Below are 24,005 nucleotides of genomic sequence, written 5' to 3'. Positions count from 1 at the left end.
GCGCACCGACCGTGGCACCTGCCCACGATGGACCGATCCGCACCCGGCCGCGAAAGCCGATGACCCGAGCAGCGCGGCCGCGCGGCTGGCCGAGCGCGAACCGGGGCACCCGCCCACGATGGGCCGGACCGCACCCGGCAGCGAAAGGGGATGACCCTCCTAGGCCCGCCCGCCGCCCCACCCTGGCCGTCCGGGGCAAAGGTCAACGTGCGGTGGAGGGACGGGAGTCAAGGGTGGAGCGCAGCGGAATCGGCGCAGCCGACGCGACCGAAGGGAGCGCCCTTTACTCCCGGCCCGGAACCGCCACACTCCGCAAAAAACCGGGCGGCCCCGGTGACCATCAAAGACACCGGCCCACCGAAGGCAACCCCCTCTCCGGCAGCCTCAGCTCGAACCACAGCAGCTTGCCGCCCGGCCCGAAGAGGTCGTCGCCGAGCAGGTATCCGCCCCACGCCTGCGCCCACTGCGCGACGAGCGCGAGCCCCCGCCCGCCGACGGCCTCGTGCGGGACGGCACGCAGGGGGCCGCGTCGGCAGGGGGGCCTGTCGAACGGGGCGGGGATGTACGGGTCGGTGTCCCACACGCTGACCCGCAGCCCGTACGGGTCCTCGGTCGCGCGCAGCCGCAGGCCGGCGGGGCCTTCGGTGTGCCGGTAGGCGTTGGTGACGAGCTCGGACGTCAACAGTTCGGCCACGTCCGTGAGTTCGGCCAACCCGTACGCGGGCAGGACGGCACGGGACGTCATGCGGGCGATGCGGGGCGCCCGGGGGTCGTGGGGCAGGTGAAGGGCGTACGACCAGGTGTGGGGCGGGGATACGGTTGCCATGTCGCCTCCTCGGGGGCGGAGTTCGATTCGCTCACTGCGTGCGCTCGGCGGTGGCATGCCGCGGGTCTTGCGTGCGGTGCGCTTCCGGGTTACGGGGCGGGGCAGTTGAGCGGGTCGAGCCACACAGTAGGGCGTAACGTGGTCTGTATTCCATGACCAACGAGGAATGCAGACCTTATTCCCTCGTGTGAGGTACCCATGCAACGTGTGCGCGGACGAGGAGACCAGCTGATGCCCGAGCCGAGTTCCCTGCCGACGGTGCGTCGACGGCGCCTCGGTACCGAACTGCGCCGACTGCGCGAGCGCGCCGATCTCAGCGTCACGGCAGCGGCGGCACTCCTGGGCGTCCCCCAGTCCCGTATCAGCAACATCGAGGCAGGACGCTACGGCGTGAGCGGTGACCGTGTGCGCGCGCTCGCAGGCCACTACGACTGCACGGACAGCGAGCTGGTCGACGCCCTCGCCGCCATGCCCGGCGAACGGCGGCGCGGCTGGTGGGAGGAGTACCGGGAGATCCTGGCACCGCGCATGCTGGACCTGACTGAGCTGGAGCATCACGCAGCACGGATGCGCGTCGCCCAGATCATCAACATTCCGGGCCTCCTCCAGACGAACGCGCACGCACGAGCCCTCTTCGAGCAGACCGTTCCTCAGCTGAAGCCGCACGAGATCGAACACCGCGTCTCCCACCGCGTAAAGCGCCAGGCCGTACTCCACGGTGACCGGCCCACGCCCTATACGGCGATCATCCACGAAGCGGCTCTGCGGATGCGGTTCGGCGACCGGGCGACAGTACGGGATCAGCTGGGCCACCTCATCGACATGGGTGACCTCGACCACGTCACCCTCGCTGTCGTTCCCTTCGACAGCGGCCCGTTCCACACGTCGGGCCAGGGCATCGACTACTTCCACGGCTCGGTGCGGCAACTCGACACGGTCCAGCTCGACACTGACCACGGAGGCGAACTCATCGACGCCCCTGCGCAGTTGGAGCGCTATCGCCTCGTCCTGGACCGCATGGAGCGTGCCGCACTCGCACCGGTCAAGTCCCGTGACTTCATCGCCCAGCTCCTTCAAGAAGCCTAGGAACCCACTCCGCCATGACCGAACTCGCCTGGCAGAAGTCGACGTACAGCCAGGAGGCCTCCTCCTGCGTCAACATCGCCACCGCCCCCGACGGAACGATCCGCCTCCGCGAAAGCGACGACCCTGAAGTCGCCCTCACCACGTCCAGAGTCCAACTCGGCGCCCTGATAGGCACATTGAAGGGCCGGGTGCGCCCGTGACGGCCACGCGCTTCCGGAGCAAAGCTCGCGCCCTGAACGGGGGGCAGCGAGCGCGGGCGACACCGCCTGCGCCCCGTGGTCACGCACTCCGGGACCCCGCTCGCGCACGTGGGGATGGTCGGCAGCGGTAGCCTCCGCCGTCGAGGCCGGGCGTCCAGGCACGCGTTATCCTGGGGGGGGACCGACGACATACCCCCGTAACCAGCGGCTTTTCAGGATGAAACGGTCGCGTCGTACCTGCAGAAGGCTCACGCTGTGGACTACCAGGCCGTTCTCGAAGAAGTCGCCGCCTTCGCCCGGCCGCTGGTGGGCCGGGGGCAGGTGGCCCGGTACATTCCGGCGCTCGCGGACGTCGACGCCGAGCGGTTCGGTATCGCCGTCGCCGACGTCAACGGGGAGGTGTACGGGGTCGGTGACTGGGAGGTGCCGTTCTCCGTGCAGTCCATCTCGAAGGCCTTCAGCCTCGCCCTCGTCCTCGCGGAGGGCGGCGAGCGGATCTGGGACCGGGTCGGCACGGAGCCGTCCGGCAACCCCTTCAACTCGCTGGTCCAGCTGGAGTACGAGAACGGCATTCCGCGCAATCCGTTCATCAACGCCGGTGCGCTGGTCGTCACCGACCGGCTGCAGAGCCTCACCGGGGACGCCGGTACGACGATGCTGGAGTTCCTGCGCGCGGAGAGCGGCAACCCGGACGTCTCCTTCGATCCGGAGGTGGCCGCCTCCGAGGCCGAGCACGGCGACCGCAACGCCGCCCTCGCGCACTTCATGGCGAGCTACGGCAACCTCGACAACCCCGTCGCCACCGTCCTTGAGCACTACTTCCGGCAGTGCGCGATCAGCATGAGCTGCCGCGACCTCGCCCTCGCGGGCGCCTTCCTGGCCCGGCACGGACTCCGCGGCGACGGCACGCGCCTGCTGCCGCTGCGCGCCGCGAAACAGGTCAACGCGATCATGCTCACCTGCGGTACGTACGACGCGGCGGGCAGCTTCGCCTACCGCGTGGGCCTGCCGGGCAAGAGCGGCGTCGGCGGCGGCATCGTCGCGGTGATCCCGGGGCGCTGCACCCTGTGCGTCTGGAGCCCGGGCCTGGACGCGTACGGCAACTCCGTGGCGGGTGTCGCGGCGCTCGACCACTTCACCAGCGTGACCGGCTGGTCGGTGTTCTAGAGTCCGCCCATGACCGATCACGGCAGCGCACCGACCTGGCGGCCCGGCGCACCCGGCGTACTGCGGCTGCCCTCCGGGCGGCTCGTCAGGGGGCGCGGGCTGCGGCGGCCACTGCCCGAGGGGGACGTACCCGGTCTCGGGGTGTATCTGCTGGGGAAGCAGCCCGCCGAAGTCCCGTGGGAGGCACGGTGGTTGCGCTGGCCCGACTTCCGGCTGCCCGTTGACCGGGAGGCGGCGCGCAAGCTGCTGCGCGAGGTGTGGGAGCGGGCCGCGGACGAGCGCGTCGAGGTCGCCTGCGAGGGCGGGCGCGGCCGGACCGGGACCGCGCTGGCCTGCGTCGCCGTGCTGGACGGCGTGCCCGCCGCGGAGGCCGTCGCCTTCGTACGCGAGCACTACGACCGGCGCGCCGTGGAGACCCCGTGGCAGCGGCGTTACGTGGCCCGCTTCACCCCGTAATCCCCCGTAGCCGTCCTTCGTTACGCCGGGGCCGCGTGCCGTACCGACGTCAGGCGGTGCACGTCCCGTGCCGTCCCCGTCACGCCCGACAGGAACCCCTGCGCGCGCGGGGACGCCGTCTCCGTGAGCCAGGCCGGGTCGATGTCGCAGACCGCCACCTTCACCTCCGTGCCCGCCAGGGCGAGCGGCAGGGTGTGGACGACCGTCGAGGGGAAGCTGAGGATCGTGCGGCCGATGGGGCCGCGACGGGCGATGAGTTCCAGGGGGAGGTCCGGGCGGACCACTTGGAGACCCGTCTCGACCGCGAGCCGGTGGAGCTTCTCGGAGCTCTCGCGGCGGTGGGCGAAGTAGCGGTTGGCTCCGTGGGCGAGGGAGAGGGCGCGGACCGCTTCCACGTAGTGGTCCGGGTCGACCACTCCCGTCTCCACCAGGGACGTGCCGACCAGGTCGGCGCCGCGCGTGATGCGGGGCGGGCCGAAGCGTTCCCTCGTCCACGCGAAGGCGTTGACGGAGACGGTCACGCCCTGCGGCGCGCTGTCGATCGGCATGGAGGAGAAGACCTCCACGGTGCGCGTCCCGCCGGGCGTGAGGCGGCGGCGTGCCGACGCCGAGACGGGGGCGAAGAGGAGGTCGCGGGGGCCCGGTCTGCCGCCCTTGCGGTGCCAGCGCTGGAGCCGCTCGCCGTGGGCCAGTTGGGAGATGAACTCCATGGTGGCCGTGCCGTCGTCGACCACGACCAGGGAGCGGGCCCGGGTGATGGTGAGCAGGAGCTGCACGTAGCGGGAGAACGGGTCGCCTATGACGACCCGGTCGGCTCTGCGCAGGGCGCCGGTGAGGCCTCCGACGGTGTGGAACGGCGCCGACGCGCCGCCGCGCGCCTCCTCCCAGCGGACCTCGACGCCCTCGTCGCGGGCCAGCTGCGCCATGCGGCGCAGCTGGCCACGCGTCATGGGGTCGTTCGGGGAGAGGACGACGACGGTGAGGCCCCCGGCCGGGCCGGTCGCGGCCGCGGCGTGCGCCCACTCCAGGACGTTGAGCAGCTGAACCGGGCTCTCCACGAAGGCGAGCGTGGAGTCCGCACCGGCCGGCGCGGCTGTGGTGTCGGCGCCTCGGCCGACTCGGGGGCTCATCGTTGGGTGTCCGTCTCCCGGTAAGAGGCTCAGACCGCGACCGGCTCGGCGTCCGCGGAGTTCTCGCTCTCGGCGACGACTCCGGCCACGCGGCGCAGCTTCTTCATCGGGCCGAGCTCCGACTCGTAGACCTTCTTGACGCCGTCACCGAGGGACGCCTCGATGGTGCGGATGTCACGGACGAGGCGGGTGAGGCCCTGCGGCTCGACCGAGGCGGCCTGGTCGGAGCCCCACATGGCGCGGTCGAGGGTGATGTGGCGCTCGACGAAGGTGGCGCCGAGGGCGACGGCGGCGAGCGTGGTCTGCAGGCCGGTCTCGTGGCCGGAGTAGCCGATCGGGACGTTCGGGTACTCGGCCTGGAGGGTGTTGATGACGCGGAGGTTGAGCTCCTCGGCCTGGGCCGGGTACGTCGACGTGGCGTGGCACATCAGGATGTTGTCGGAGCCCAGCACCTCTACCGCGTGGCGGATCTGCTTCGGGGTCGACATGCCCGTGGAGAGGATGACCGTGCGGCCCGTGGCGCGCAGGGCACGGAGCAGCTCGTCGTCCGTGAGGGAGGCGGAGGCCACCTTGTGGGCGGGCAGGTCGAACTTCTCCAGGAACGCGACGGCCTCGGTGTCCCACGGCGATGCGAACCAGTCGATGCCGCGCTTGGCGCAGTGCTCGCTGATGGCCTGGTACTCGGACTCGCCGAACTCCACACGGTGGCGGTAGTCGATGTACGTCATGCGGCCCCAGGGGGTGTCGCGCTCGATGTCCCACTGGTCGCGCGGGGTGCAGATCTCCGGGGTGCGCTTCTGGAACTTGACCGCGTCGCAGCCGGCGTCGGCGGCCACGTCGATGAGCGCGAACGCGTTCTCCAGGTCGCCGTTGTGGTTGATGCCGATCTCGCCGGTGATGTACACGGGCTGACCGGGACCGGCCGTCTTCGAACCGAAGCGGCGCAGGCGGGAGGTGGCGTCGATGGGGGTGATGGAGCTCATGGCAGAACTGTCCTTAACTGTGGAGGGAGTCGAGAGAGGGGCCGAGGATCCAGGTGGCGATCTCTCGGATCGCGCCCTCACCACCGGGGACGGTGGTGACCGCGCGTGCGGCGCCGCGTACGACGTCGTGGGCGCTCGCGACCGCCACGGGCCAGCCCACGAGGGCGAAGCACGGGAGGTCATTGACGTCGTTGCCGACGTAGAGCACGCGCTCGGGAGCGATGCCCTGCTCCTCGCACCACTGCTTGAGTGCGAGGTCCTTGCGGTCGATGCCGTGCAGGACGGGAAGCCTGAGCTTCCCGGCGCGCGCGGCGACGACCGGGTTCTGTTCCGTGGACAGGATCAGCATCTTCAGGCCGCTCCTGCGGAGGGCCGCGATACCGAGTCCGTCGCCGCGGTGCACGGAGACGAACTCCCGTCCCTCGGAGTCGACCAGCACCCTGTCGTCGGTCTGGGTGCCGTCGAAGTCGAGGACGACCGCGTCGATGTCGGCGGCGGTCGGGAGGGCGTCCGCCCGGGCCGCGTCGAAGAGCGGGGCCAGCGCGCGGGCGCGGGCGAGATCGTGCGGGTCGTCGATCTCCAGGACGCGGGCGGGATCGGTGCGGACCGGTTCGGTGCGGCCGAAGAAGCGGTGCTTCTCGGTGCGGAAGCCGGCCGCGTCCATCGCGTAGGCGGCGCCGGTCTCCAGGAGGTCCTGGGGGCGGTCCTGGCGGCGCGGGCGGAACGACTTGTCGTGGTTGACGCCGTAACCGCCGCGGGTCCTGGTGGAGTTGGCGAGCGTCGCCGTGCCGCCCGCCGCGTCGGTGCGCTGCGCGGGGACCTCGGCGGGGCCGTCCGCGTCGTCCGCCGCGTCGCGCCAGACGAAGCCGTGGAAGGGCGCCACCGTGACGGCCGTGTCCGCGCCGTGCTCGGCGACCGCCGAGGCCACCTTGTCGACGTCCTCGCGGGTGAGGAAGGGGCTGGTGCACTGCACGAGCAGGACCACGTCGACGGCCGCGCCGTGCAGCGTCTCGTGGGCGTCCATGGCGTGCAGGACGGCCGCCTCGCTGGTCGCGGTGTCGCCGGCGATCGCGGCGGGGCGCAGGACCACCTCGGCGCCGGCGGCGCGGGCGGCCTCGGCGATCACGTGGTCGTCCGTGGAGACGACGACGTCCGTGACGAGCCGTGCGGCCAGGCACTCCCGTATGGCGCGCGTCACCAGGGGCACGCCGCCGACCGGGGCGAGGTTCTTGGCGGGTACGCCCTTGGAGCCGCCGCGGGCGGGGATGACGGCGAGCACGCGGCGGTCCTGTGCGCTCGCGGGGGCGGGGTGGGGCATGGGGGCTCCTTGGAAGGGACGGGGGCTCACAGCTCGCCCATCCGCCGGATGACGGGGGCCACGCGCTGCACTCCGTGGCGGTAGGCGCCGCGGGCCGCGCGGCGCACGATCTGCCGTACGGGTCCGGGGTCCTTGTCGGCGGCGGGGGCGCCCGGCAGCGGCGCGCCGTCGGGGCCGAGGTGGTGGCGGGCGAGGATGCCGGGCAGATAGCCGCGGGCGGTGCCGAGGCTGTAGTAGGGCGCGAGGGGCGCGAGGCCACCCGCGGCCGCCTCGGCGAGCAGGTCCTCGACGCGTTGGCGTGCCGCGTCGAAGGCCTTCTCGTACGCTCCGTCGGCGGCGACGCCCTGCCGTGCCAGCCACCGCTCGTCGGGCTCGGGCAGGTGGCCCGCGTCCAGCTGGTCCCAGGAGGCGAGGCATCCGGAGCCGGTGAAGTGGTGGTTGCCGAGCGCCTCGCGCACCCCGAGGTCGGTGAGGACCGCGGTGGGGATGCGGCGGTGCAGGGATTCGAGGGCGGCCGTGGAGCTGACGGTGACCAGGAGGTCGGTGCGGTCAAGTACCTCGCCCATGTGCCCGTACACGAGGCGGCAGTTGGCGGGCAGTCCGCCGTCGATGCGCTGCGCCAGCTTCTGGTAGGGCAGTTCCTCGATGTGCGTGGTGTGCTCGCCGGGCTTGCTGCGCAGCTTGAGCAGGACCTCGCGGTCGGGGTGCAGCCGGGCGTGCTCGGCGAGCCGGCGCAGCAGGTAGGTGCGGTGCGCGGCGGTCTCCGGCACGGAGGGCTGGGCGGCGAAGACGACGGTGTAGGGGTGCCGCTTCTCGTCCGCGTCGCCGCGCTTCTCGTACGCGTCGTCGTCGCGCCTCTCGTCCGCGTCGTCGCGTTTCTCGTACGGTGCGCCGCCCAGGAACGGCAGCGCGGCCTCGGTCACCGCCGAGGCGTCGGCGCCCACCCCCTCGTACACCGCGCGGAAGCGCTCGGCGTCCTGGCGGGAGTTGGCGAGGACGACGTCCGCGCCGTGCCGCAGGAGGAGGCCGTCGGCGAGCTTCTCGTAGACGACGCCGACGTAGCCGGTGACGACGACGGGGCGGCGCGCCCGGCCGCCGGTGAGGCGGGCGTCCTGGGAGATGCGGGCGAGTCCGTGCAGCACCGCCTGGACCGCCCCGCCCACCAGGGCGAGGACGATCACGTCGGGTGCGTCCCGCTCCGTCTCGCGCAGGAACTCGACGGCGGTGACCTCGCGCAGGGAGTCCGCGCGCACGCCCACTTCGTCGAGCTGCCGGGGCGTGGGGGTGGCCCGGCCACGGAGCAGATACCCACTGAGCCGGTGGCCTTCGGGGGCGCCGCCGTCGGACCGAGCGCCCGATACGATGCGGTTCGCGGTGAGAGCGCCCCATTTCCATCGCGTATCGGAGTCGGCGAGCACGGCGACCCGCAGCGGGTTCTGGTTGCTTGCTGGCACGTCCCAGACGCTAGGAATACATTTCGATTCGCGGCCCAACTCGGGTGCAACAAACGGTTAACAGCATGCCGACGAATGGCGAATCAGCCCGGGAACGGCTTTTCCGGCGGCCTGGTTAACCATTCCGCCACGCGTCGTTCACCTGCCATCCCACTGCGGGTCGACCCGAATGACGGGCTGCCACCTAACGTCACCCTCGTGGTTAAGCTCTCCGTCATCGTGCCGTTCTACAACGTGCAGCAATACGCTCCCGACACCCTGCGGAGTCTGCGTGCGAACGCACGTGACGACTTCGAATTCATCCTCGTCGACGACTGCTCGCGCGACGAGACTCCGGACATCCTGGAGCGTGCGGCGCGCGAGCTTCCCGGCGCCGTCCACCTCCGACACGAGACCAACGGCGGCCTCGCGACCGCCCGCAACACGGGCCTCGACGCGGCGCGCGGCGAGTACCTCACCTTCCTGGACGGTGACGACTGGCTCGCGCCCGGCTACTTCTCCCAACTCCTGGCCTGCATCGAGGAGTTGGGGTGCGATTTCGTGCGCACCGACCATGTGCAGTGCACCGCGCGGGCCCGCACCGTGCACCGTGTCCCGCACGGCAGGCGCGGCGTGGTGATGAATCCGCGCGACGTGATCCTGCCCGCCGACCGCTCGACGTCCGTCGACTACGCGTACGCCTGGGCGGGCATCTACCACCGCGGACTCGCCGACCGGGGCCTGCTGCACTTCACCGACGGCCTGCGCACCGCGGAGGACCGGCCCTGGATCTGGCGGCTGCACCGCGAGGCGGAATCCTTCGCCGCGGTGAGCCTTCTCGGGGTGTTCTACCGGCGCGGCGTCGCCTCGTCATTGACGCAGATCGGCGACGTGCGCCAGCTCGATTTCATCAAGGCGTTCGACCAGGTGGTGCGGGAAACCGCGGCGGACCGCGACGCGGACGAACTCCTGCCGAAGGCCGTACGCACTTACTGCGCGATCATCTCCCACCATCTGGGATCCATCGAAAGGTTCGAGCCATCCGTGGCGCGGAAATTGAAGTCAATGAGTGCGGCCGCGCTGAAGCGGATGCCGCAGGGCGTGCTCGACGACGCGCTCGACTCCATGGACGTCCAGCGGGCGACCCGGCTGCGCAGGCTGCGCCGGCGTCCGGTGACGGCGGAGGTGGCCGCGTAATGGCCACGACGCAGATCTTCATGGCGTCCACGCTGTACGGCACCGCGACCCTCGCCGCCGCCCTGGACGCCGACCGCTTCGGCCCCGCCGACCGCCGCATCCTCCTGGTCAGCAACAACGCGGCGACGCCCGAAACGACGACGCCCCTGGACGAGATGCCGGGGTTCGAGCGGCTGCGCGGCCGGTTCGACGAGGTGCGCTCCTGGAACGAGGCCATCTCCCCTTTCCACCCGGGCGGCTGGGCCCCGCGCGGCGACGACGTCGTGCTGTGGGAGCGCTACATCCGGCTGCTGTGGGGCCTCGGTGACGACGACATCGAGCTGGCCGTCGAGTCCATCCAGGTCAACCCCGCGCTCGCCCTCGCCCAGATCTTCACCGGTGTCCCCGTCGACGTCTACGCGGACGGCCTGATGAGCTACGGCCCCACCCGCAACAAGCTCGACCCGCTGGTCGGCACCCGCGTGCGGCGCCTGCTCCACCTGGACCTGGTGCCGGGGCTCACCCCGCTGCTCCTCACCGAGTTCGGGGTGGAGCCGGATGTGGTGCCGACCGAGGCGTTCGTGAAGGTGCTCGCCGAACTGGGCGCCCAGGACCACGAGTTGCCCGAGGTCGACGCCCCCGCCCTCGTCCTCGGCCAGTACCTCTCCGCGCTCTCCATCCTCACGCCCGAGGAAGAGGAGGAGCTGCACATCCGCATGGTGCGCGGCGCGGCCGAACTGGGCCACACCCAGGTGGTGTTCAAGCCCCACCCCACGGCGCCGGCCCGCTGGTCGCGCGCCCTGGAGAAGGAGGCGCGGAAGATCGGCGTCGAGCTGACGGTGCTCGACACCCCCGTACTCGCCGAGGTCCTCTACCAGCGGATGCGGCCCGTGCTCGTCGTCGGCTGCTTCTCCACGGCGCTGCTCACGGCGACCGCGCTGTACGGCCTGCCCGCCGCCCGCACCGGCACGGACCTCCTCCTGGAGCGCCTCGCGCCCTACCAGAACAGCAACCGCGTCCCGGTCACCATCGTCGACGCGCTGCTGCCCGAACTCACCGACCGCGCGGCGGTCCAGGCGCGCGAACCGGGCCTGGGCACCGGTGAGTTGACCCACCTGCTCAAGGCCGTCGGCTTCGCGATGCAGCCGCAGATATACCCCCGCCTGCGCCCCGAGGCCGAGCGCTACCTCGCGCGGAACCTCACCCCCGCGACCTGGCGCTACTTCAAGCGGCGCCGCCTCACCGCGCTCGCGCTGCCCGGCGCCGTCCCCTCGCAGCTCGCCTTCATCCCGCGCAACGCGGCCGTCCGCCGTGTCGCCCGCCGCGCGCGTTCGGTGCAGCGTTCGCTCAAGCGGACCGCTCTCGGATGACGCCGCCCGCCACCACGGACACCGCCGGGCCCGCCGCGATATCCGCCGCGGTGTCCGCTCCCGCCGCCGGCCACACCGCCCGGCCCGCCCGCGGGAAGCCCCGGCTGCGCGCCCTGGACGGGCTGCGCCTTGTCGCCGCGCTCATGGTCGCCGCCTACCACTACGGCGGCCGTGACGGCGAGATCGCCCGAGCCTGGGGCAGCTCGCCCAGGGAACAGTTCCCGACGGCCAGTGAATGGTTCGCGTACGGCTGCCTCGGCGTGCAGATCTTCTTCGTCATCAGCGGCTTCGTGATCTGCATGAGCGGCTGGGGCAAGCCCCTGCGCTCGTTCTTCGCGTCCCGGGCGTCCCGGCTGCTGCCCGCCTACTGGGTGGCGATCGTCCTGGTCACGGCGGTCTTCGCGCTGCCCGCCGTCGCGTACAGGACGGTCTCGCCCAGCGACGCGCTGGTCAACCTCACCATGCTGCAGCAGCCGCTCGGCGCGGACCGGGTGCTCGGCGTGTGCTGGACGCTCTGGGCGGAGCTGCGCTTCTACGCGCTGTTCGCGCTCTGCGTGGTCCTGCCGGGCGCGACCCGCGCCCGGGTCATGCTCTTCTGCGCGGTGTGGACGCTGGCCGCGGCCGTCGCCGAGGCCGCCGACGAGCCGCTGCTCGAACTGGTCCTGATGCCGGAGTACGCGCCGTTCTTCATCGGCGGCATCGGCATCTACCTGATCCACCGGGACCGCCGCGACCTCACGGCGTGGGGCATCACGGGCGTGAGCTGGCTGATCGGCCAGCACTACGCGGTCAAGCAGCTGTGGCACGCGCCGGACCCGGACTTCTTCTCCTACCGCTCCGCGTCCGTGATCGTCGCGGTGGTGACGGCCGGTTTCGCGGCGGTCCTCGTGATCGCCCTCGGCCATCTGGACCGGGTGAACTGGCGCTGGCTGACCGTGGCCGGGGCCCTGACGTACCCCTTCTACCTGGTGCACGAGCATCTGGGCTGGGTGACGGTGGAGGCGCTGCACCGGCACCTGGGCCTGCCCTCGTACGCGACGTTCGCCCTGACGATCGCCGCGATGCTGGTCCTCGCGTGGCTCCTGAACCGGTTCGTGGAGGAGCGGCTCACCCCACTGATCCGCTCGGGCCTCACCCGGGCCCCCACGCCCCGGGAGCTCACCGCCCGAAGGTGACGAGCGTGGCCCCGGCCCCCGCCACGACCGCGGCGCGCCTCAGACGCTGCTGAGCGACAGCTTCACCGCGAACCCGAGGAACAGCGCACCCGCCGCCGACGAGGCGCCCGCCGAGAGGCCCTTGCGGCGGCGGAAGGCGTCCGCGAGCCGGGTCCCGCTGAAGATCAGGGCCGTCAGGTAGAGGACGCTGGCGAGCTGCGCGAAGGCGCCGAGGACGACGAAGGAGAGCGCCGGGTAGGCGTAGTCGGAGTCGACGAACTGCACGAAGAAGGCGATGAAGAACAGGATCGCCTTCGGGTTGAGCAGACTGATCACCAGAGCCCTGCGGAACGGCCGCTCGGCGGCGCTCCCCGCGGCCCCGCCGCCCTCACCCGCCGCGTCCGCGGCCTTCTCGTGCCGCGAACGCCACAGGGCGGCGGCGCCCCGCAGCATCCCGACCGCGAGCCACGCCAGGTACCCGGCGCCCGCGTACTTCACGAGCCCGAAGAGCACCGCGTTGGCCTGCAGCAACGAGGCCACCCCGGCCGCGGACAGCGTCATCAGGACGGTATCGCCGCACCAGACGCCCGCGGCCGCGGTGTAGCCGGTGCGCACGCCCCGGCGGGCGGCCACGGAGAGGACGTACAGCGAGTTCGGACCCGGCAGCAGAATGATCAGCGCGAGGCCCGCGAGATAGGTCGGAAGATCGGTGACACCCAGCATGGCCGGAGTCTCGCACGCGCGTACGGAACGACCCGAACAGCGTCCGGACTGCGGACACCGGCTCCCCCTGCGGCGGCTGTCAGTCGCCGTCCAGGAGGGTGTCGACAGGGAGGTCGAGGCTGATGCCGACGTGGGGAGCGAGCGAGAAGGTCTGGCCGCGCTGGTAGCAGGAGCGGACTCCGTACCCCTCGCCCGCGGGCCCCGAGTGCACCAGCACCTCGCCGTGTTTGCGATCCACGACGACGTAGACGGGGACACCCGCCCTGGCGTAGGTCTCGACCTTCGTCACCAGGTCGTTGCCCCAGTTGGACGACGTCACTTCCAGGACCAGTCGGAACACGTGGGGGGCGTAGCAGTTCTTCTCGACGACCGCGTTCTCGTAGTCGTCATCGACGACGGACAGGTCGGGCACCGCGTAGTCGTCGGGGCCCGTCGGCAGCCGGAGGCCGATGCCCTGCAGGTAGCGGAGGCCCGCCTTTCGCGCTCCCGCGTCATGGAGTGCGTCGGTGAGCCAGGACAAGGTCTCCTGCTGCGAGCCATCCGGCGGTGGTGTCACGACAATGCTCCCGTTGAGGATCTCCACCCGGTGTCCGGGCAGCTCTTCCCAGAGGCGGTCGGCAGCATCGGCGAGCGACGACTCATGCAGTATCACGGCCACAGCAGCCTCCTTTCGGGAGCACTCTTCATGAGCGTAACCACCTCCGTGGGCATCCCGCTCCGGATCACTCGTCCGAGGCCGCCCCTCAGAACGCGTCGGTCGGTACGTACGACCCCCACACCTCCCGCAGCGCGTCGCACACCTCGCCCACCGTGGCCCGGGCGCGCAGGGCCTCTTTCATCGGATAGAGGACGTTGGCGTGGCCCTCTGCCGCCTCGCGCAGGGCCGTGAGGGCCGTGTCGACCGCCTGCTGGTCGCGTTGCGCGCGCAGGCGGGTGAGGCGGGCCGCCTGCTGGGCCTCGATCGCGGGGTCGACGCGCAGCGGCTCGTACGGCTCCTCCTCGTCGAGCCGGAAACGGTTGACGCCGACCACCACGCGCTCGCCGCTGTCCGTCTCCTGCGCGATGCGGTAGGCGTTGCGCTCGATCTCGCCCTTCTGGAAGCCCTGTTCGATGGCGTGCACCGCGCCGCCCAGGTCCTCGACCCGGCGCATCAGGTCGAGGGCCGCGCCCTCCACGTCGTCCGTCATCCGCTCCACGACGTAGGACCCGGCGAAGGGGTCCACCGTCGCCGTCACGTCCGTCTCGTACGCGAGGACCTGCTGGGTGCGCAGGGCGAGGCGGGCCGACGTGGCGGTGGGCAGCGCGATGGCCTCGTCGAAGGAGTTGGTGTGCAGCGACTGCGTGCCGCCGAGCACCGCGCCGAGGCCCTGCACGGCGACCCGGACGAGGTTCACCTCGGGCTGCTGCGCGGTGAGCTGGACGCCCGCCGTCTGCGTGTGGAAGCGCAGCATCAGGGATTTCGGGTTCCGCGCGCCGAACTCCTCCCGCATCACACGGGCCCAGATCCGCCTGGCCGCACGGAACTTGGCGACCTCCTCCAGGATCGTCGTACGCGCCACGAAGAAGAAGGACAGGCGCGGCGCGAAGTCGTCCACGTCCATGCCCGCCGCGACCGCCGTACGGACGTACTCGATGCCGTCAGCCAGCGTGAAGGCGATCTCCTGCGCGGGCGAGGCACCCGCCTCCGCCATGTGGTAGCCGGAGATCGAGATGGTGTTCCAGCGGGGGATCTCGGCCCCGCAGTACTGGAAGGTGTCCGCGACGAGCCGCAGCGAGGGCTGGGGCGGGAAGATGTACGTGCCGCGTGCGATGTACTCCTTGAGCACGTCGTTCTGGATCGTGCCGGTCAGCTCGGCGGCGGCGACGCCCTGCTCCTCGGCGACCAGTTGGTAGAGGAGGAGCAGCAGCGCGGCGGGCGCGTTGATCGTCATCGACGTGGAGACCTTGTCCAGCGGGATGCCGTCGAACAGGACCCGCATGTCCTCCACCGAGTCGACGGCGACGCCCACCTTGCCGACCTCGCCGCTCGCGATCGGCGCGTCGGAGTCGTGGCCCATCTGGGTCGGCAGGTCGAAGGCGACGGACAGGCCGGTCGTGCCGTGCTCGATGAGCTGCCGGTAGCGGGCGTTGGACTCGGTGGCGGTGCCGAACCCGGCGTACTGCCGCATCGTCCAGGGGCGGCCGGTGTACATCGTCGGGTAGACGCCGCGCGTGAAGGGATACGCGCCGGGGGCGCCGAGCTTCTCCGCCGGGTCCCAGCCCGCCAGATCCTCGGGGCCGTACACGGGTTCGATGGGCAGTCCTGATTCCGACTCGTGTGTCATGCGTCCAGCTTGCGCCCGCACCCGGGACGCGTCACTCGCGGCAAACCGGGAAACACTTCCTGATGTGGTGTCCAGGGGCGCCGTTCCGGGTGTCGTCCGGGCCGCCGTCCCGAGTGTCGTCTACGAACGCGGGGAAGCGTGATGGGCAGGGGCGCGATATCGGCAGGGGCCGTGGCGGTGCTGGTCCTGGCGGCGGGGTGCAAGGCGGTCGCGGTCAACACGGGCGGGGGGCCGTCCGGCGAGGACGGCAAGCGGGGCACGGCGGCCACCCGGCCGCCGACGCGGACTCCGGCGCGGACTCCGGCCCCGCCCCCGGCCAGGACCCCCACCTCGCCCGCCACACCCCCGCCCGCCGCGACGCCCTCCCCGCCGCCGCCCCGCGCCATGACGCTCATGCGGCAGGGCGACCGCGGCGGCCAGGTGCGGGAGCTGCAGGCCAGGCTGCGGCAGGTCGCCTGGTTCTTCGGCAACCCCACGGGGACGTACGGCGAGGCCACCGCCAGGGCCGTGGAGGGCTTTCAGGCCAAACGCGGCCTGCCCCGCACCGGCGACACCGACACGCTCACGCTGCGCAGGCTGGTCGCCATGACGCGCGAGCCGACGCGGTACGAGCTGTACGCGGGCGGTGGCATGCCCGCCGCCGCCCCGGACAAGCGCTGCCTGACCGGCCGGGTCCTGTGCATCGCCAAGAGCACCCGCACACTGACCTGGATGGTCGACGGCAAGGCCGTCTCGACGATGGACGTGCGGTTCGGCTCGCAGTACACCCCGACCCGCGAGGGCGCCTTCACCGTCTACTGGAAGTCCCGGCACCACGTCTCGACGCTCTACGACACCGCCATGCCGTACGCCATGTTCTTCAGCGGCGGCCAGGCGGTGCACTACTCGTCGGACTTCGCGGCGCGCGGCTACTCCGGCGCGTCGCACGGCTGCGTGAACGTACGGGACGAGAGGAAGATCGCGAGCCTGTTCGCGCAGGTGCGGAGCGGCGACCGCGTCGTCATCTACAAGTGATCGGTGGCGGAAAGTGACCCGGTGACGAAAGACCGGTGACGGAAAGTGCCCCGATGGCGAAAAGTGCCCCGGTGGCGAACCCCGGTGAAAAGCGGCGTGGGCGGGATCGGGGGAACGTATCCCGCCCACGCCGAGGGCACGGAGCCGAAGGTACGGGGGGAACCCCCGGCTCGTGCGCGGGCCGATGACCAGTCGGCTCACTTCTTACTGCGCCACCGCCGCCGAAAACGTCACACCCGGGTCCGGGAGCCCGCTACGGCAGGTGCGGGAGGGGACTGTACGAGCCCGTGGGGGCCGTGGGAGTAGTCCGCGGTACGGACGGCGAGGACATGGGAGGCCCGGGGGCGCCGCCGCTGTCACCGCCCGAGCTGCCGCCCTCGTCGCCGCCGTTCTCCCCGTCGCCGCCCTCGCCGCCGTGGCTGCCGCCGTGGTCGCCGCCGCCCCTGCCACCGCCCTGGTGCCCGCCGCCCGGACGGCCGCCGAGGACCCGGCCGCAGAACTCCTCCACGCGGGCCGGGCCCCTGGCCGCCTCCTCCAGGCGGCGCCGCTTGTCGCCGTCCAGCTCACCGCTGCGATAGGCGCGGCAGGCGGCCACCGCCTTGCGGTACCAGCCCTTGGCCTCGTCGCGGTGCGGCGGGGCGGCACTGTCCGGCTGCCGCGGGGCGCCGGTGGGGCCGTCGTCCGCCTCGGCCTCCGACGGCGGGCCGTCCTGCGGCTTTCGCGTCGGCTCGTCGTCGGGCGCCGTGCTCTCGTCCGGTGCCAGGTCCTCGGACGGCTCGCGCTCGTCGTCCGACGGGGCGGCCGACGGCTCCTCGGGGGTGGCGGCGGACGTGGCGGAGACGGCGGGACCGGGGTCGGCGTGCGTGCCGAACGGCGAGGGCAGCACGCCCGTCCCCGCGGCCACGGCGACCCCGCCGATCATGCAGGCTGCCAGGGCGGCGGCGATGCCGAAGCGGACCGGGCGGCCCCAGCGGCTGGGCCCCGGACGGTTTCCGGCACGACCGAGGCGCACGGTCTCGCCCGCCGCATCGCGATGGGCGGCGCTCGCGTACGGCGCGGTCCTCGAACGGCTCCCGACGTCCTGCGGGAGCTCCGCGCGGGCGGCCCGGAACGCGGCCAACGCGGCGGCCTCGCCCGGGAGTTCACCGGAGAGCGGGCCGGGTCTGTGACCGGCCGCTCCGGCGACGGCGCCGGTCTCGGTGCCGGCGGGGAGGTCGGTGGCCGCCCGCTCCGGGGCGGCGCCGCGGTCCTGCTCGGCCAGCGCGGCCAGTGCCTGGGCGAGCCGGTCGGCCTGCGCGCGTGCGCCGGGGTCGATGCCTTCGAGGGGCTCGCCGCGCAGCAAACGTTCCGCCGTGTCGCGGTCCAGCCACTTGTGCTGCTCGTCGGCCATCACATGTCCTTCTGCGTCCGCGTACGCGATTGCGTCACACCGCCGGACGTCACCGCGCACCCGCGCGGTTCTCGCTGAGGGGGTACGGCGTCGAGCGCGTCCCTGGGGTCCGCGCCCTGCGAGCCGAGCAGCTCGGCGAGCCGCTTCAGGCCGCGGTGGGCCGCCGTGCGGACGGCTCCGGGGCGCTTGCCGAGGGTCTGGGCGGCGCTCTTCGCGTCGAGTCCGACGACGACGCGGAGCACGACGGCCTCCGCCTGGTCCTGCGGGAGCCGGGCTATGAGGGCGAGGGCCTCGCCGGTGGCGAGGGACTCCATCGCCTCTGTGGCGGTGTCCGCGTCGCCCGGCTTCCCGGCCAGCTCCGTCTCGTCGCCGCCCACGGCGGGGCGCCTGCCGCGCATGCGCAGGTGGTCGAGGGCGCGGTTGCGCGCGACGCGCGCCGCCCAGCCCCTGAACCGGTCCGCGTCACCGCTGAACCGCTCCAGATCGCGCGCTATCTGCAGCCACGCCTCGGAGGCCACGTCCTCGGCATCCGGATCGCCGACGAGCGTGCGTACGTATCCCAGCAGCCGTGGGTGCACGGAGCGGTACACAGTCCGGAAAGCAGTTTCGTCCCCGTCCTGCGCCGCAAGCACCGCGGCGGTCAGCTCCGCGTCGTCCCCCAGCACTCTCTCAATCCTGACACTCGGAGATCTGCGCCCGGCCCCGGCGCGAAGCAGCACGCTACGGGCTGGGACGGGCCTACGTCCATGTTTGTACAACGTGCAACTAGCGGGTGACAGAACGCGGTGTGACACAAAGCGCACGCGCGGCGCTGAAGGGAGTACGGACCGCACGCGGTTCGTACCGTGTGCCGGCCGGGGCCTCTCCTGTGGGGGGTGGCGGCCCCGGCCGGCAGCTCGGTCCTCGTATCTGATCGCGGCGGCGCGGTCCGTACTCCGGCCTCCGGCCGAACTCGCCGAGCGCATGGCGACTTACGGGGTGCCGTAAAGGGCAGGCAGATCGACCAAGAGGAGATCGTCACGGCGGTTGGCCAGGTCGACCAAATCGGGGTAGAAACCGTGCAGCGAGTACAGGGCCAGAGTGGTGGCAGCGGTGTCGTACCCCTGATCCGCGAGCAGGGCACGGATGCGTTCCAAGCGCTCCAGGTCACCGGTCCCACGGCGGGCGGCCGTCGCCTTCGCCTCGCCAAGGAGCGCGATCCTCGCGCGGGGTGCCTGCGGGCGCTCACCGGCAGCCAGGGCGATGACATCCACCTCGTGCTTCGTCCGGGCGGCCTGGTCGGCGACCTCGGTGGTACCGACCGGGCCGGGCAGTCCACCGGGCAACAGGGTGTGGGCGTAACGACGGGTGAAGTCGCGGGCCAGGTCCTCGAAGTGCGGCCCGAGGATCTTGGAGTTGAAGGTCGGAGCGGCCTGCTGCCACACCTGCTCGGCGAAACCCTGCTCCACGGCAGCGGCCTGCGGGAGGGTGATGAGCTGGTTGAAGCGGATCACGGGGTCAGCGAGCGTGATGACAGGGTGCCTGGAGCGGAGGATGTCCTGTTCGCGCCGGATATAGCCGGTGGATTCCAGGACTCCGAGGGGGTGGGCCACGGCGTTGCGCGGGCGTTCCAGGGCAGCGCCGATCTTGCTGGGGGTGGTGGCGCCGTTCGCGATGGCGGTGAGGATGTCGTAGTACAGGGTGTGCTGCGTAATCCTGGGATCTTCGCGCAGCAGGTACTCGGTTTCGGTGCGTGAGTACACTGCCCGGCCCGGATCGAGCAGCGTCCGGGTGAGCCAGGCATCGAAGCCCTCGTCCGGATGCGGACGGGCGGCCACCGGCCGGTAGCCGGGAGCCCCGCCGAGAACCGCGTGCACCTTCAGCGCGGTCAGCGGGTCGGCGATCTGCCAGAAGGTCCGGCTGTGACGATAGTCGAAGGCACCCAGCCGTAGATCGACCACGGCACGGCCCCGCAGCGGCTTGGTCCCCGAGAGCAGTTCGTGCATGACGCTCATCGCGGAGCCGCACAGGATCAGACGCGGGCCCGGCCCGGCGCCGGGCCGGGCGCCGCGCTGGCGCTCGTCGTAGAGCTGCTGGAGCAGGCCCGGGATCTCGGGTGAGTGCTGGAGCAGGTACGGCAACTCGTCGATCACCAGGAGCGGGTGGGACGAACGGGCGGTCACATCAAGGGCGTTGGACAGGACGTCACGCCAGTCGGTCAGCCGCAGACTCCCTGGTCGCAGGCCGGCGTGGGCGGCAACCGCGTCACTGAAACGCTGGATCGCGGGCAGCCGCCCCTCCTCCCGGACCGCTGTGACGTACAGGCCGTCGACCTGCTCGGACAGGGCCTGCAGAAGGTAAGACTTTCCATGTCGGCGCCGACCCGACACGATGCCGAGCCGCATCGCCGGATCCGGATCGGTGAGGAACTCCGCGAGCAGATCCCACTCCCGGTTCCGGTCGACCACATCGTCCGGCTTGGCCAGCAAGCTCTCCTTCACTCGCTCTCCCACTCATCGACTACGACGCTTTTCGTCTAAGTCTACTTCGACGGAAAGCGTCGTCCTGGAATTCACCCAGGCGCGGTTTGGAATCCGCGCACACGCTCCGCTCAGGCACCGTCGCGGCGCATCCGTTCGCCCAGTCTCCGCAGACCCCGGTACGCGGCCGTCCGTACCGCGCCCGGGCGCTTGCCGAGCACGCGCGCCGCGGACTGGCCGTCCAGGCCGACGATCACCCTCAGCAGTACGGCCTCCGCCTGGTCGCGCGGCAGGGTGGCGACCAGGCGGAGGATCCGTTCGGTCGAGAGGGTCTCCAGGGCCGACGCCGATGTGCTGTGCGGGGCCGGGAGTTCGAGGAGGTCCTGTTCCAGCGGGGTGGTCCGCGGGCGGGTCTTCTGGCGGCGCAGGTGGTCGAGGGCCCGGTGCCGGGCGATCGTCGCGGTCCAGGCGCGGAAGCCCGCCCCGTCCCCGCGGAACCTCCCGAGGTCCCTGGCGATCTCCAGCCACGCCTCGGCGGCGACGTCCTCGGCCGCCTCGCCGTCCGTGCCGACGAGACCGCGCAGATAGCCGACGAGCCCCGGCTGGACCAGGCGGTACGCGACCGCGAAAGCGGCCTCGTCCCCCTCCTGGGCCGCCGCGACGGCCCTGCCGAGCTCCTCGTCGTACGGCTGCGTGCGACGAGGTCCCCCACCCTGGCCCAACCCGCTCCCATCCGGTCGACCCGGGCACAGTCCACGGCGGCTGCGCCTCCACGGTCGACTGCGCCGCCGGGAGCGGAAATGTCACGCTCACAGAGCCGCCAGGTCGCAGCCCCGACTCGCGCGACAACCGCACACCTGTCACATGACCCAGCGCACCGGCCCGCCCGGGCGTCACACCGGATAGGTGCGGGATACATCACGCGACAAATCACCCGCCCCGCTACAACCCTTTGCCGCGTCGATCAGTCGTACGAACTCGCTGAGTTCACCTGAAATTCGCTGAGGGGTGGGGTAATTGAGGCCGCGCAAACCGCGTGAAAAGGCGCGTACCACGCATGCGTACAGACCGCTGAGTCTGAAGCGCAGGGCGTGGCTGACGATCGGGGCCGTCGTGCTGGGCGGCGCCGGGGCGGTGACGTACGCCGTGGCCGGCCCCGCCGACGGGGAGGGCCCCGGCGCCGATCCGCGCGCGAAGCGGCCCGCGAGCGTGCACGATCTGGCGCTCCGGGGCGACGGCGCGGCGAAGCGGGGCCTCTCCCGCACGTCGACCGAGCAGTTCTCGCTCCTCGGCGTCTCCTGGAGCGGTGCCACCGCGGAGCTCGACGGCACCGCCCAGGTCCGCACGCGCGCCCTCGGCTCCGGCACCTGGACCGGCTGGCGCTCCCTGGACCTTCGGACGCATCCCGCGGAGAAGGCGGAGGCGGGCACGCGGGCCGCGTCCGATCCGCTCTGGGTCGGCCCTTCGGACGGCGTGGAGGTCCGCGTCGCAGCGGCCGACGGTACGTCAACGCACGAGCTTCCCAAGGGACTTGAGGTCAACCTCGTGGATCCGGGCGTGACGTCCCAGGAGGCGCGCAACCCCTCGCTCGACCGCCGCGCGGGCACGGGCATGTCCCCCGCGGCGTTCACCGTCGACGAGACACCCGCCGACGAGACGCCCTACGGTGACGCCCCCGCCGACGAGGCCCCCGACGCCCCGGACCCCGCCCCGACCAGGCCGACACCCCCGGCGTCCACCGTCACCCGGCCGCCCGTGATCGACCGTGCGGCCTGGGGCGCCGACGAGTCCCTCGTCAAGGACCCGCCGGAGTACAACGACAAGGTCAAGGCGGTCTTCGTCCACCACACGACCGGCACGAACGACTACAGCTGCGCCGAGTCGGCGGCGCTGGTCCGCGGCCTCCTGACGTACCACGTGGAGACCGAGGGCTGGAACGACCTCGGCTACAACTTCCTCGTCGACAAGTGCGGCCGGATATTCGAGGGCCGCGGCGGCGGCACCGACCTGCCCGTGCGCGGCGCGCACACCTACGGCTTCAACGGCGACTCGACGGGCATCGCCGTCCTCGGCGACTTCGAGGGCGACCCGGCGACGGGCAAGCCCGCGGGCAAGCCGACCCGCGCCGCCCTGGAGTCGGTGGCGCGCGTGGCGGCCTGGAAGCTCGGCCAGTACGGCGGGGATCCGGCCGGCAAGGTCACGCTGACCGCCGCCGACGACACGGGCGTGTGGAAGAAGGGCGAGCAGGCCTCGCTGCGGACCGTCTCCGGTCACCGCGACGGCTTCACCACCCTCTGCCCCGGCAAGAACCTCTTCTCCGGGCTCGGCGAGATCCGCCGCTACGCGGGCACCGTCGGCAGGAACTCCGCGATCCCCACGACGGACTACAACCGCGACGGCATCACGGACCTGGTCGCGGGCACCCCGAAGGCGTCGTCGAGCCGCGGCCGGGTCACCGTCGTACCCGGCGGCCTCGGCGGTCCGGTGGGCGCGTCCCGCATCTCCCTCACCCAGGCGAGCACCGGCGTCCCCGGCACCTCGGAGACGGGCGACAACTGGGGCGCGGCCACGGCGTGGGGCGACCTGAACGCCGACGGCCACGCGGACCTCGTCATCGGCGCGCCCGGCGAGGACGACACCTCGGGCCACGCCGACCGCGGCGCGGTCACGATGCTGTACGGCCCGAAGTTCACGTCCGGCACGGACATGCAGCTCTCGCCCGACTTCCACTACCCCGGCGCCAAGTTCGGCTCCGCGGTCGCCTCCGGTGACTTCAACGCCGATGGCAGGGCGGACGTCTTCGCCGTGGCGACGGGCACGGGCGGCTCGTGGGCCGCGCGGCTCGACCCGGAGCACGAGTCGGGCGGCAGCCTCACCTCGGGCGACACCGCCATCGCGTATCCCGACGCCGCCTCCGGCGACTTCAACCGCGACGGCTACGCGGACGTGGCGCTCACCTACCGCGACCAGGCGGGCAAGGGCAAGGTCGCCTGGTTCCGCGGCGGCCGCTCCGGGCTGAGCCGGGTCGGCGTCCTCTCCGTCCCCGGCGGCCGGTCCGTCGCCGTGGGCGACGTCAACGGCAACGGCTACGACGACCTGGTCATCGGCCAGCCGTACACCTCCGAGTCGGGCGCCCACGCGGGCGGCCAGGTCACGGTGGTCCCGGGCACCTCGACGGGGTTCACGACGACCGGCATGCGGACGGTCCACCAGGCGACGTCCGGTGTGCCCGGCGCCGCCGAGGCGGGCGACGCGATGGGCTGGTCGGTCGCGGCGGGCGACTACGACCTCGACGGCTACGCGGACGTCCTGGCGGGCGCCCCCGACGAGGACATCACCCGCGCGGAGAAGAACCGCAAGGACGCGGGCACCTCGCTCCTCCTGAAGGGCTCATCGGCCGGCCTCACCGGCACGGGCGCGAAGGCCTTCTCGCAGGACGAGCCCGACGTTCCCGGTTCCACGGAGCCCGGCGACCGCCTCGGCTCGTCGGTGACCCTGGCGGACCTGTCCGGCTCCGGCCGCGCGGACCTGGCCATCGGCGTCGAGGGCGAGGACGCGGGCGACGGCACGATCCTCCAGCTGGACGCGGGAAGTTCGGGCGTTCCTGGTGCGAGCGGCGTCTACTACGGGCGCACGCTCCTCGGCACCCCGGCGGGTGCCCGGCTGGGCCAGACCCTGACGCCGTGACGGCGGACGCGGCCCGGCCCCCCCCCGGGGGGGGGGGCGGGCCCGGGGGAAACGGGTTGGGGGGGGGCCAGTGACTATTAAAAAAAAGAGGCGGGCCCCCCAAGTAAGG

21 protein-coding genes are annotated in these 24,005 nt (G+C 72.2%); 9 read left to right on the top strand and 12 right to left on the bottom strand.

All coding sequences use genetic code 11. From position 1 onward, the window contains the following. Window positions 1–340: 340 nt before the first annotated feature. Window positions 341–826: an ATP-binding protein gene (locus ACFVYL_RS27380; RefSeq protein WP_389720289.1), complete on the bottom strand. Its 486-nt coding sequence runs from the start codon at window positions 824–826 to the stop codon at window positions 341–343. A gap of 231 nt (window positions 827–1,057) precedes the next feature. Between ACFVYL_RS27380 and ACFVYL_RS27375 the strand changes: the two genes are divergently transcribed. The 4 genes from ACFVYL_RS27375 (at window position 1,058) to ACFVYL_RS27360 (ending at window position 3,735) form a co-directional block, all read left to right on the top strand. Continuing rightward, window positions 1,058–1,912, top strand: coding sequence for a helix-turn-helix domain-containing protein (locus ACFVYL_RS27375; RefSeq protein ID WP_389720286.1), 855 nt, complete (start codon window positions 1,058–1,060; stop codon window positions 1,910–1,912). 14 nt (window positions 1,913–1,926) lie between these two features. Beyond that, complete coding sequence (locus tag ACFVYL_RS27370) at window positions 1,927–2,112, top strand: DUF397 domain-containing protein (RefSeq protein ID WP_389720283.1); 186 nt, start codon at window positions 1,927–1,929, stop codon at window positions 2,110–2,112. Window positions 2,113–2,367: 255 nt separating this feature from the next. Then, window positions 2,368–3,279, top strand: coding sequence for a glutaminase (locus tag ACFVYL_RS27365; protein WP_389720281.1), 912 nt, complete (start codon window positions 2,368–2,370; stop codon window positions 3,277–3,279). Window positions 3,280–3,288: 9 nt separating this feature from the next. Further along, on the top strand, window positions 3,289–3,735 hold the full coding sequence (locus ACFVYL_RS27360) for a protein-tyrosine phosphatase family protein (RefSeq protein ID WP_389720279.1): 447 nt from the start codon (window positions 3,289–3,291) through the stop codon (window positions 3,733–3,735). A 20-nt stretch (window positions 3,736–3,755) separates the two neighbouring features. Here the strand turns inward: ACFVYL_RS27360 and ACFVYL_RS27355 are convergent, their stop codons facing one another. Genes ACFVYL_RS27355 through ACFVYL_RS27340 form a run of 4 tightly spaced genes read right to left on the bottom strand, consistent with a single transcriptional unit; the run spans window position 3,756 to window position 8,620 of the window. After that, window positions 3,756–4,865: a hypothetical protein gene (locus ACFVYL_RS27355; RefSeq protein ID WP_389720276.1), complete on the bottom strand. Its 1,110-nt coding sequence runs from the start codon at window positions 4,863–4,865 to the stop codon at window positions 3,756–3,758. Between the two features lie 29 nt (window positions 4,866–4,894). Beyond that, window positions 4,895–5,848 (bottom strand): N-acetylneuraminate synthase family protein, encoded by a 954-nt coding sequence (locus tag ACFVYL_RS27350; RefSeq protein WP_389720273.1) that lies wholly within the window; start codon window positions 5,846–5,848, stop codon window positions 4,895–4,897. 13 nt (window positions 5,849–5,861) lie between these two features. Beyond that, a complete protein-coding gene (locus ACFVYL_RS27345; RefSeq protein ID WP_389720271.1) occupies window positions 5,862–7,166 on the bottom strand; it encodes a cytidylyltransferase domain-containing protein in 1,305 nt (434 codons plus the stop codon). A 26-nt stretch (window positions 7,167–7,192) separates the two neighbouring features. Further along, entirely contained in the window at window positions 7,193–8,620 is a 1,428-nt protein-coding gene (locus tag ACFVYL_RS27340; RefSeq protein ID WP_389720270.1) for a DUF6716 putative glycosyltransferase, read from the bottom strand. Window positions 8,621–8,818: 198 nt separating this feature from the next. Between ACFVYL_RS27340 and ACFVYL_RS27335 the strand changes: the two genes are divergently transcribed. The 3 genes from ACFVYL_RS27335 to ACFVYL_RS27325 are packed head-to-tail and all read left to right on the top strand — an operon-like array spanning window position 8,819 to window position 12,320. Beyond that, the gene (locus ACFVYL_RS27335; RefSeq protein ID WP_389720269.1) at window positions 8,819–9,796 is read left to right on the top strand and encodes a glycosyltransferase family 2 protein; all 978 of its coding nucleotides are present in this window, start codon (window positions 8,819–8,821) and stop codon (window positions 9,794–9,796) included. After that, on the top strand, window positions 9,796–11,145 hold the full coding sequence (locus tag ACFVYL_RS27330; protein WP_389720267.1) for a polysialyltransferase family glycosyltransferase: 1,350 nt from the start codon (window positions 9,796–9,798) through the stop codon (window positions 11,143–11,145). Before ACFVYL_RS27335 ends, ACFVYL_RS27330 begins: the two co-directional genes overlap by 1 nt. Then, window positions 11,142–12,320 carry an acyltransferase family protein gene (locus tag ACFVYL_RS27325; protein ID WP_389720266.1) on the top strand — a complete coding sequence of 393 codons (1,179 nt, stop codon included), beginning with the start codon at window positions 11,142–11,144 and terminating at the stop codon, window positions 12,318–12,320. Before ACFVYL_RS27330 ends, ACFVYL_RS27325 begins: the two co-directional genes overlap by 4 nt. Window positions 12,321–12,359: 39 nt before the next feature. Here the strand turns inward: ACFVYL_RS27325 and leuE are convergent, their stop codons facing one another. From leuE to ACFVYL_RS27310, 3 genes are all read right to left on the bottom strand, one after another. Next, entirely contained in the window at window positions 12,360–13,022 is a 663-nt protein-coding gene (gene leuE / locus ACFVYL_RS27320; protein WP_389720265.1) for a leucine efflux protein LeuE, read from the bottom strand. Window positions 13,023–13,101: 79 nt separating this feature from the next. Beyond that, complete coding sequence (locus ACFVYL_RS27315) at window positions 13,102–13,680, bottom strand: Uma2 family endonuclease (RefSeq protein WP_389720264.1); 579 nt, start codon at window positions 13,678–13,680, stop codon at window positions 13,102–13,104. Between the two features lie 85 nt (window positions 13,681–13,765). After that, window positions 13,766–15,346 (bottom strand): methylmalonyl-CoA mutase, encoded by a 1,581-nt coding sequence (locus ACFVYL_RS27310; RefSeq protein ID WP_389720262.1) that lies wholly within the window; start codon window positions 15,344–15,346, stop codon window positions 13,766–13,768. Between the two features lie 141 nt (window positions 15,347–15,487). Here ACFVYL_RS27310 and ACFVYL_RS27305 point away from each other — a divergent pair, with 141 nt between their 5' ends. Further along, window positions 15,488–16,360, top strand: coding sequence for a L,D-transpeptidase family protein (locus tag ACFVYL_RS27305; RefSeq protein ID WP_389720260.1), 873 nt, complete (start codon window positions 15,488–15,490; stop codon window positions 16,358–16,360). A 253-nt stretch (window positions 16,361–16,613) separates the two neighbouring features. Here ACFVYL_RS27305 and ACFVYL_RS27300 read toward each other — a convergent pair whose 3' ends face one another. The 4 genes from ACFVYL_RS27300 to ACFVYL_RS27285 form a co-directional block, all read right to left on the bottom strand. After that, window positions 16,614–17,750, bottom strand: a complete 1,137-nt coding sequence (locus tag ACFVYL_RS27300) for a hypothetical protein (RefSeq protein WP_389720259.1) — start codon at window positions 17,748–17,750, stop codon at window positions 16,614–16,616. Continuing rightward, the gene (locus ACFVYL_RS27295) at window positions 17,750–18,415 is read right to left on the bottom strand and encodes an RNA polymerase sigma factor (protein ID WP_389720258.1); all 666 of its coding nucleotides are present in this window, start codon (window positions 18,413–18,415) and stop codon (window positions 17,750–17,752) included. Before ACFVYL_RS27295 ends, ACFVYL_RS27300 begins: the two co-directional genes overlap by 1 nt. 306 nt (window positions 18,416–18,721) lie before the next feature. Continuing rightward, a complete protein-coding gene (locus tag ACFVYL_RS27290) occupies window positions 18,722–20,230 on the bottom strand; it encodes an ATP-binding protein (RefSeq protein WP_389720257.1) in 1,509 nt (502 codons plus the stop codon). A 110-nt stretch (window positions 20,231–20,340) separates the two neighbouring features. After that, window positions 20,341–20,931, bottom strand: coding sequence for an RNA polymerase sigma factor (locus ACFVYL_RS27285; protein ID WP_389720255.1), 591 nt, complete (start codon window positions 20,929–20,931; stop codon window positions 20,341–20,343). Between the two features lie 391 nt (window positions 20,932–21,322). On the opposite strand from ACFVYL_RS27285, the gene ACFVYL_RS27280 reads away from it, so the two are divergent. Further along, window positions 21,323–23,896, top strand: a complete 2,574-nt coding sequence (locus ACFVYL_RS27280; RefSeq protein ID WP_389720253.1) for an FG-GAP-like repeat-containing protein — start codon at window positions 21,323–21,325, stop codon at window positions 23,894–23,896. The last annotated feature ends 109 nt before the right edge of the window (window positions 23,897–24,005 follow it).

This window comes from Streptomyces sp. NPDC058308, from assembly GCF_042880275.1.
GTDB lineage: Bacteria > Actinomycetota > Actinomycetes > Streptomycetales > Streptomycetaceae > Streptomyces.
This window is presented reverse-complemented; position numbering and strand designations above follow the sequence as displayed.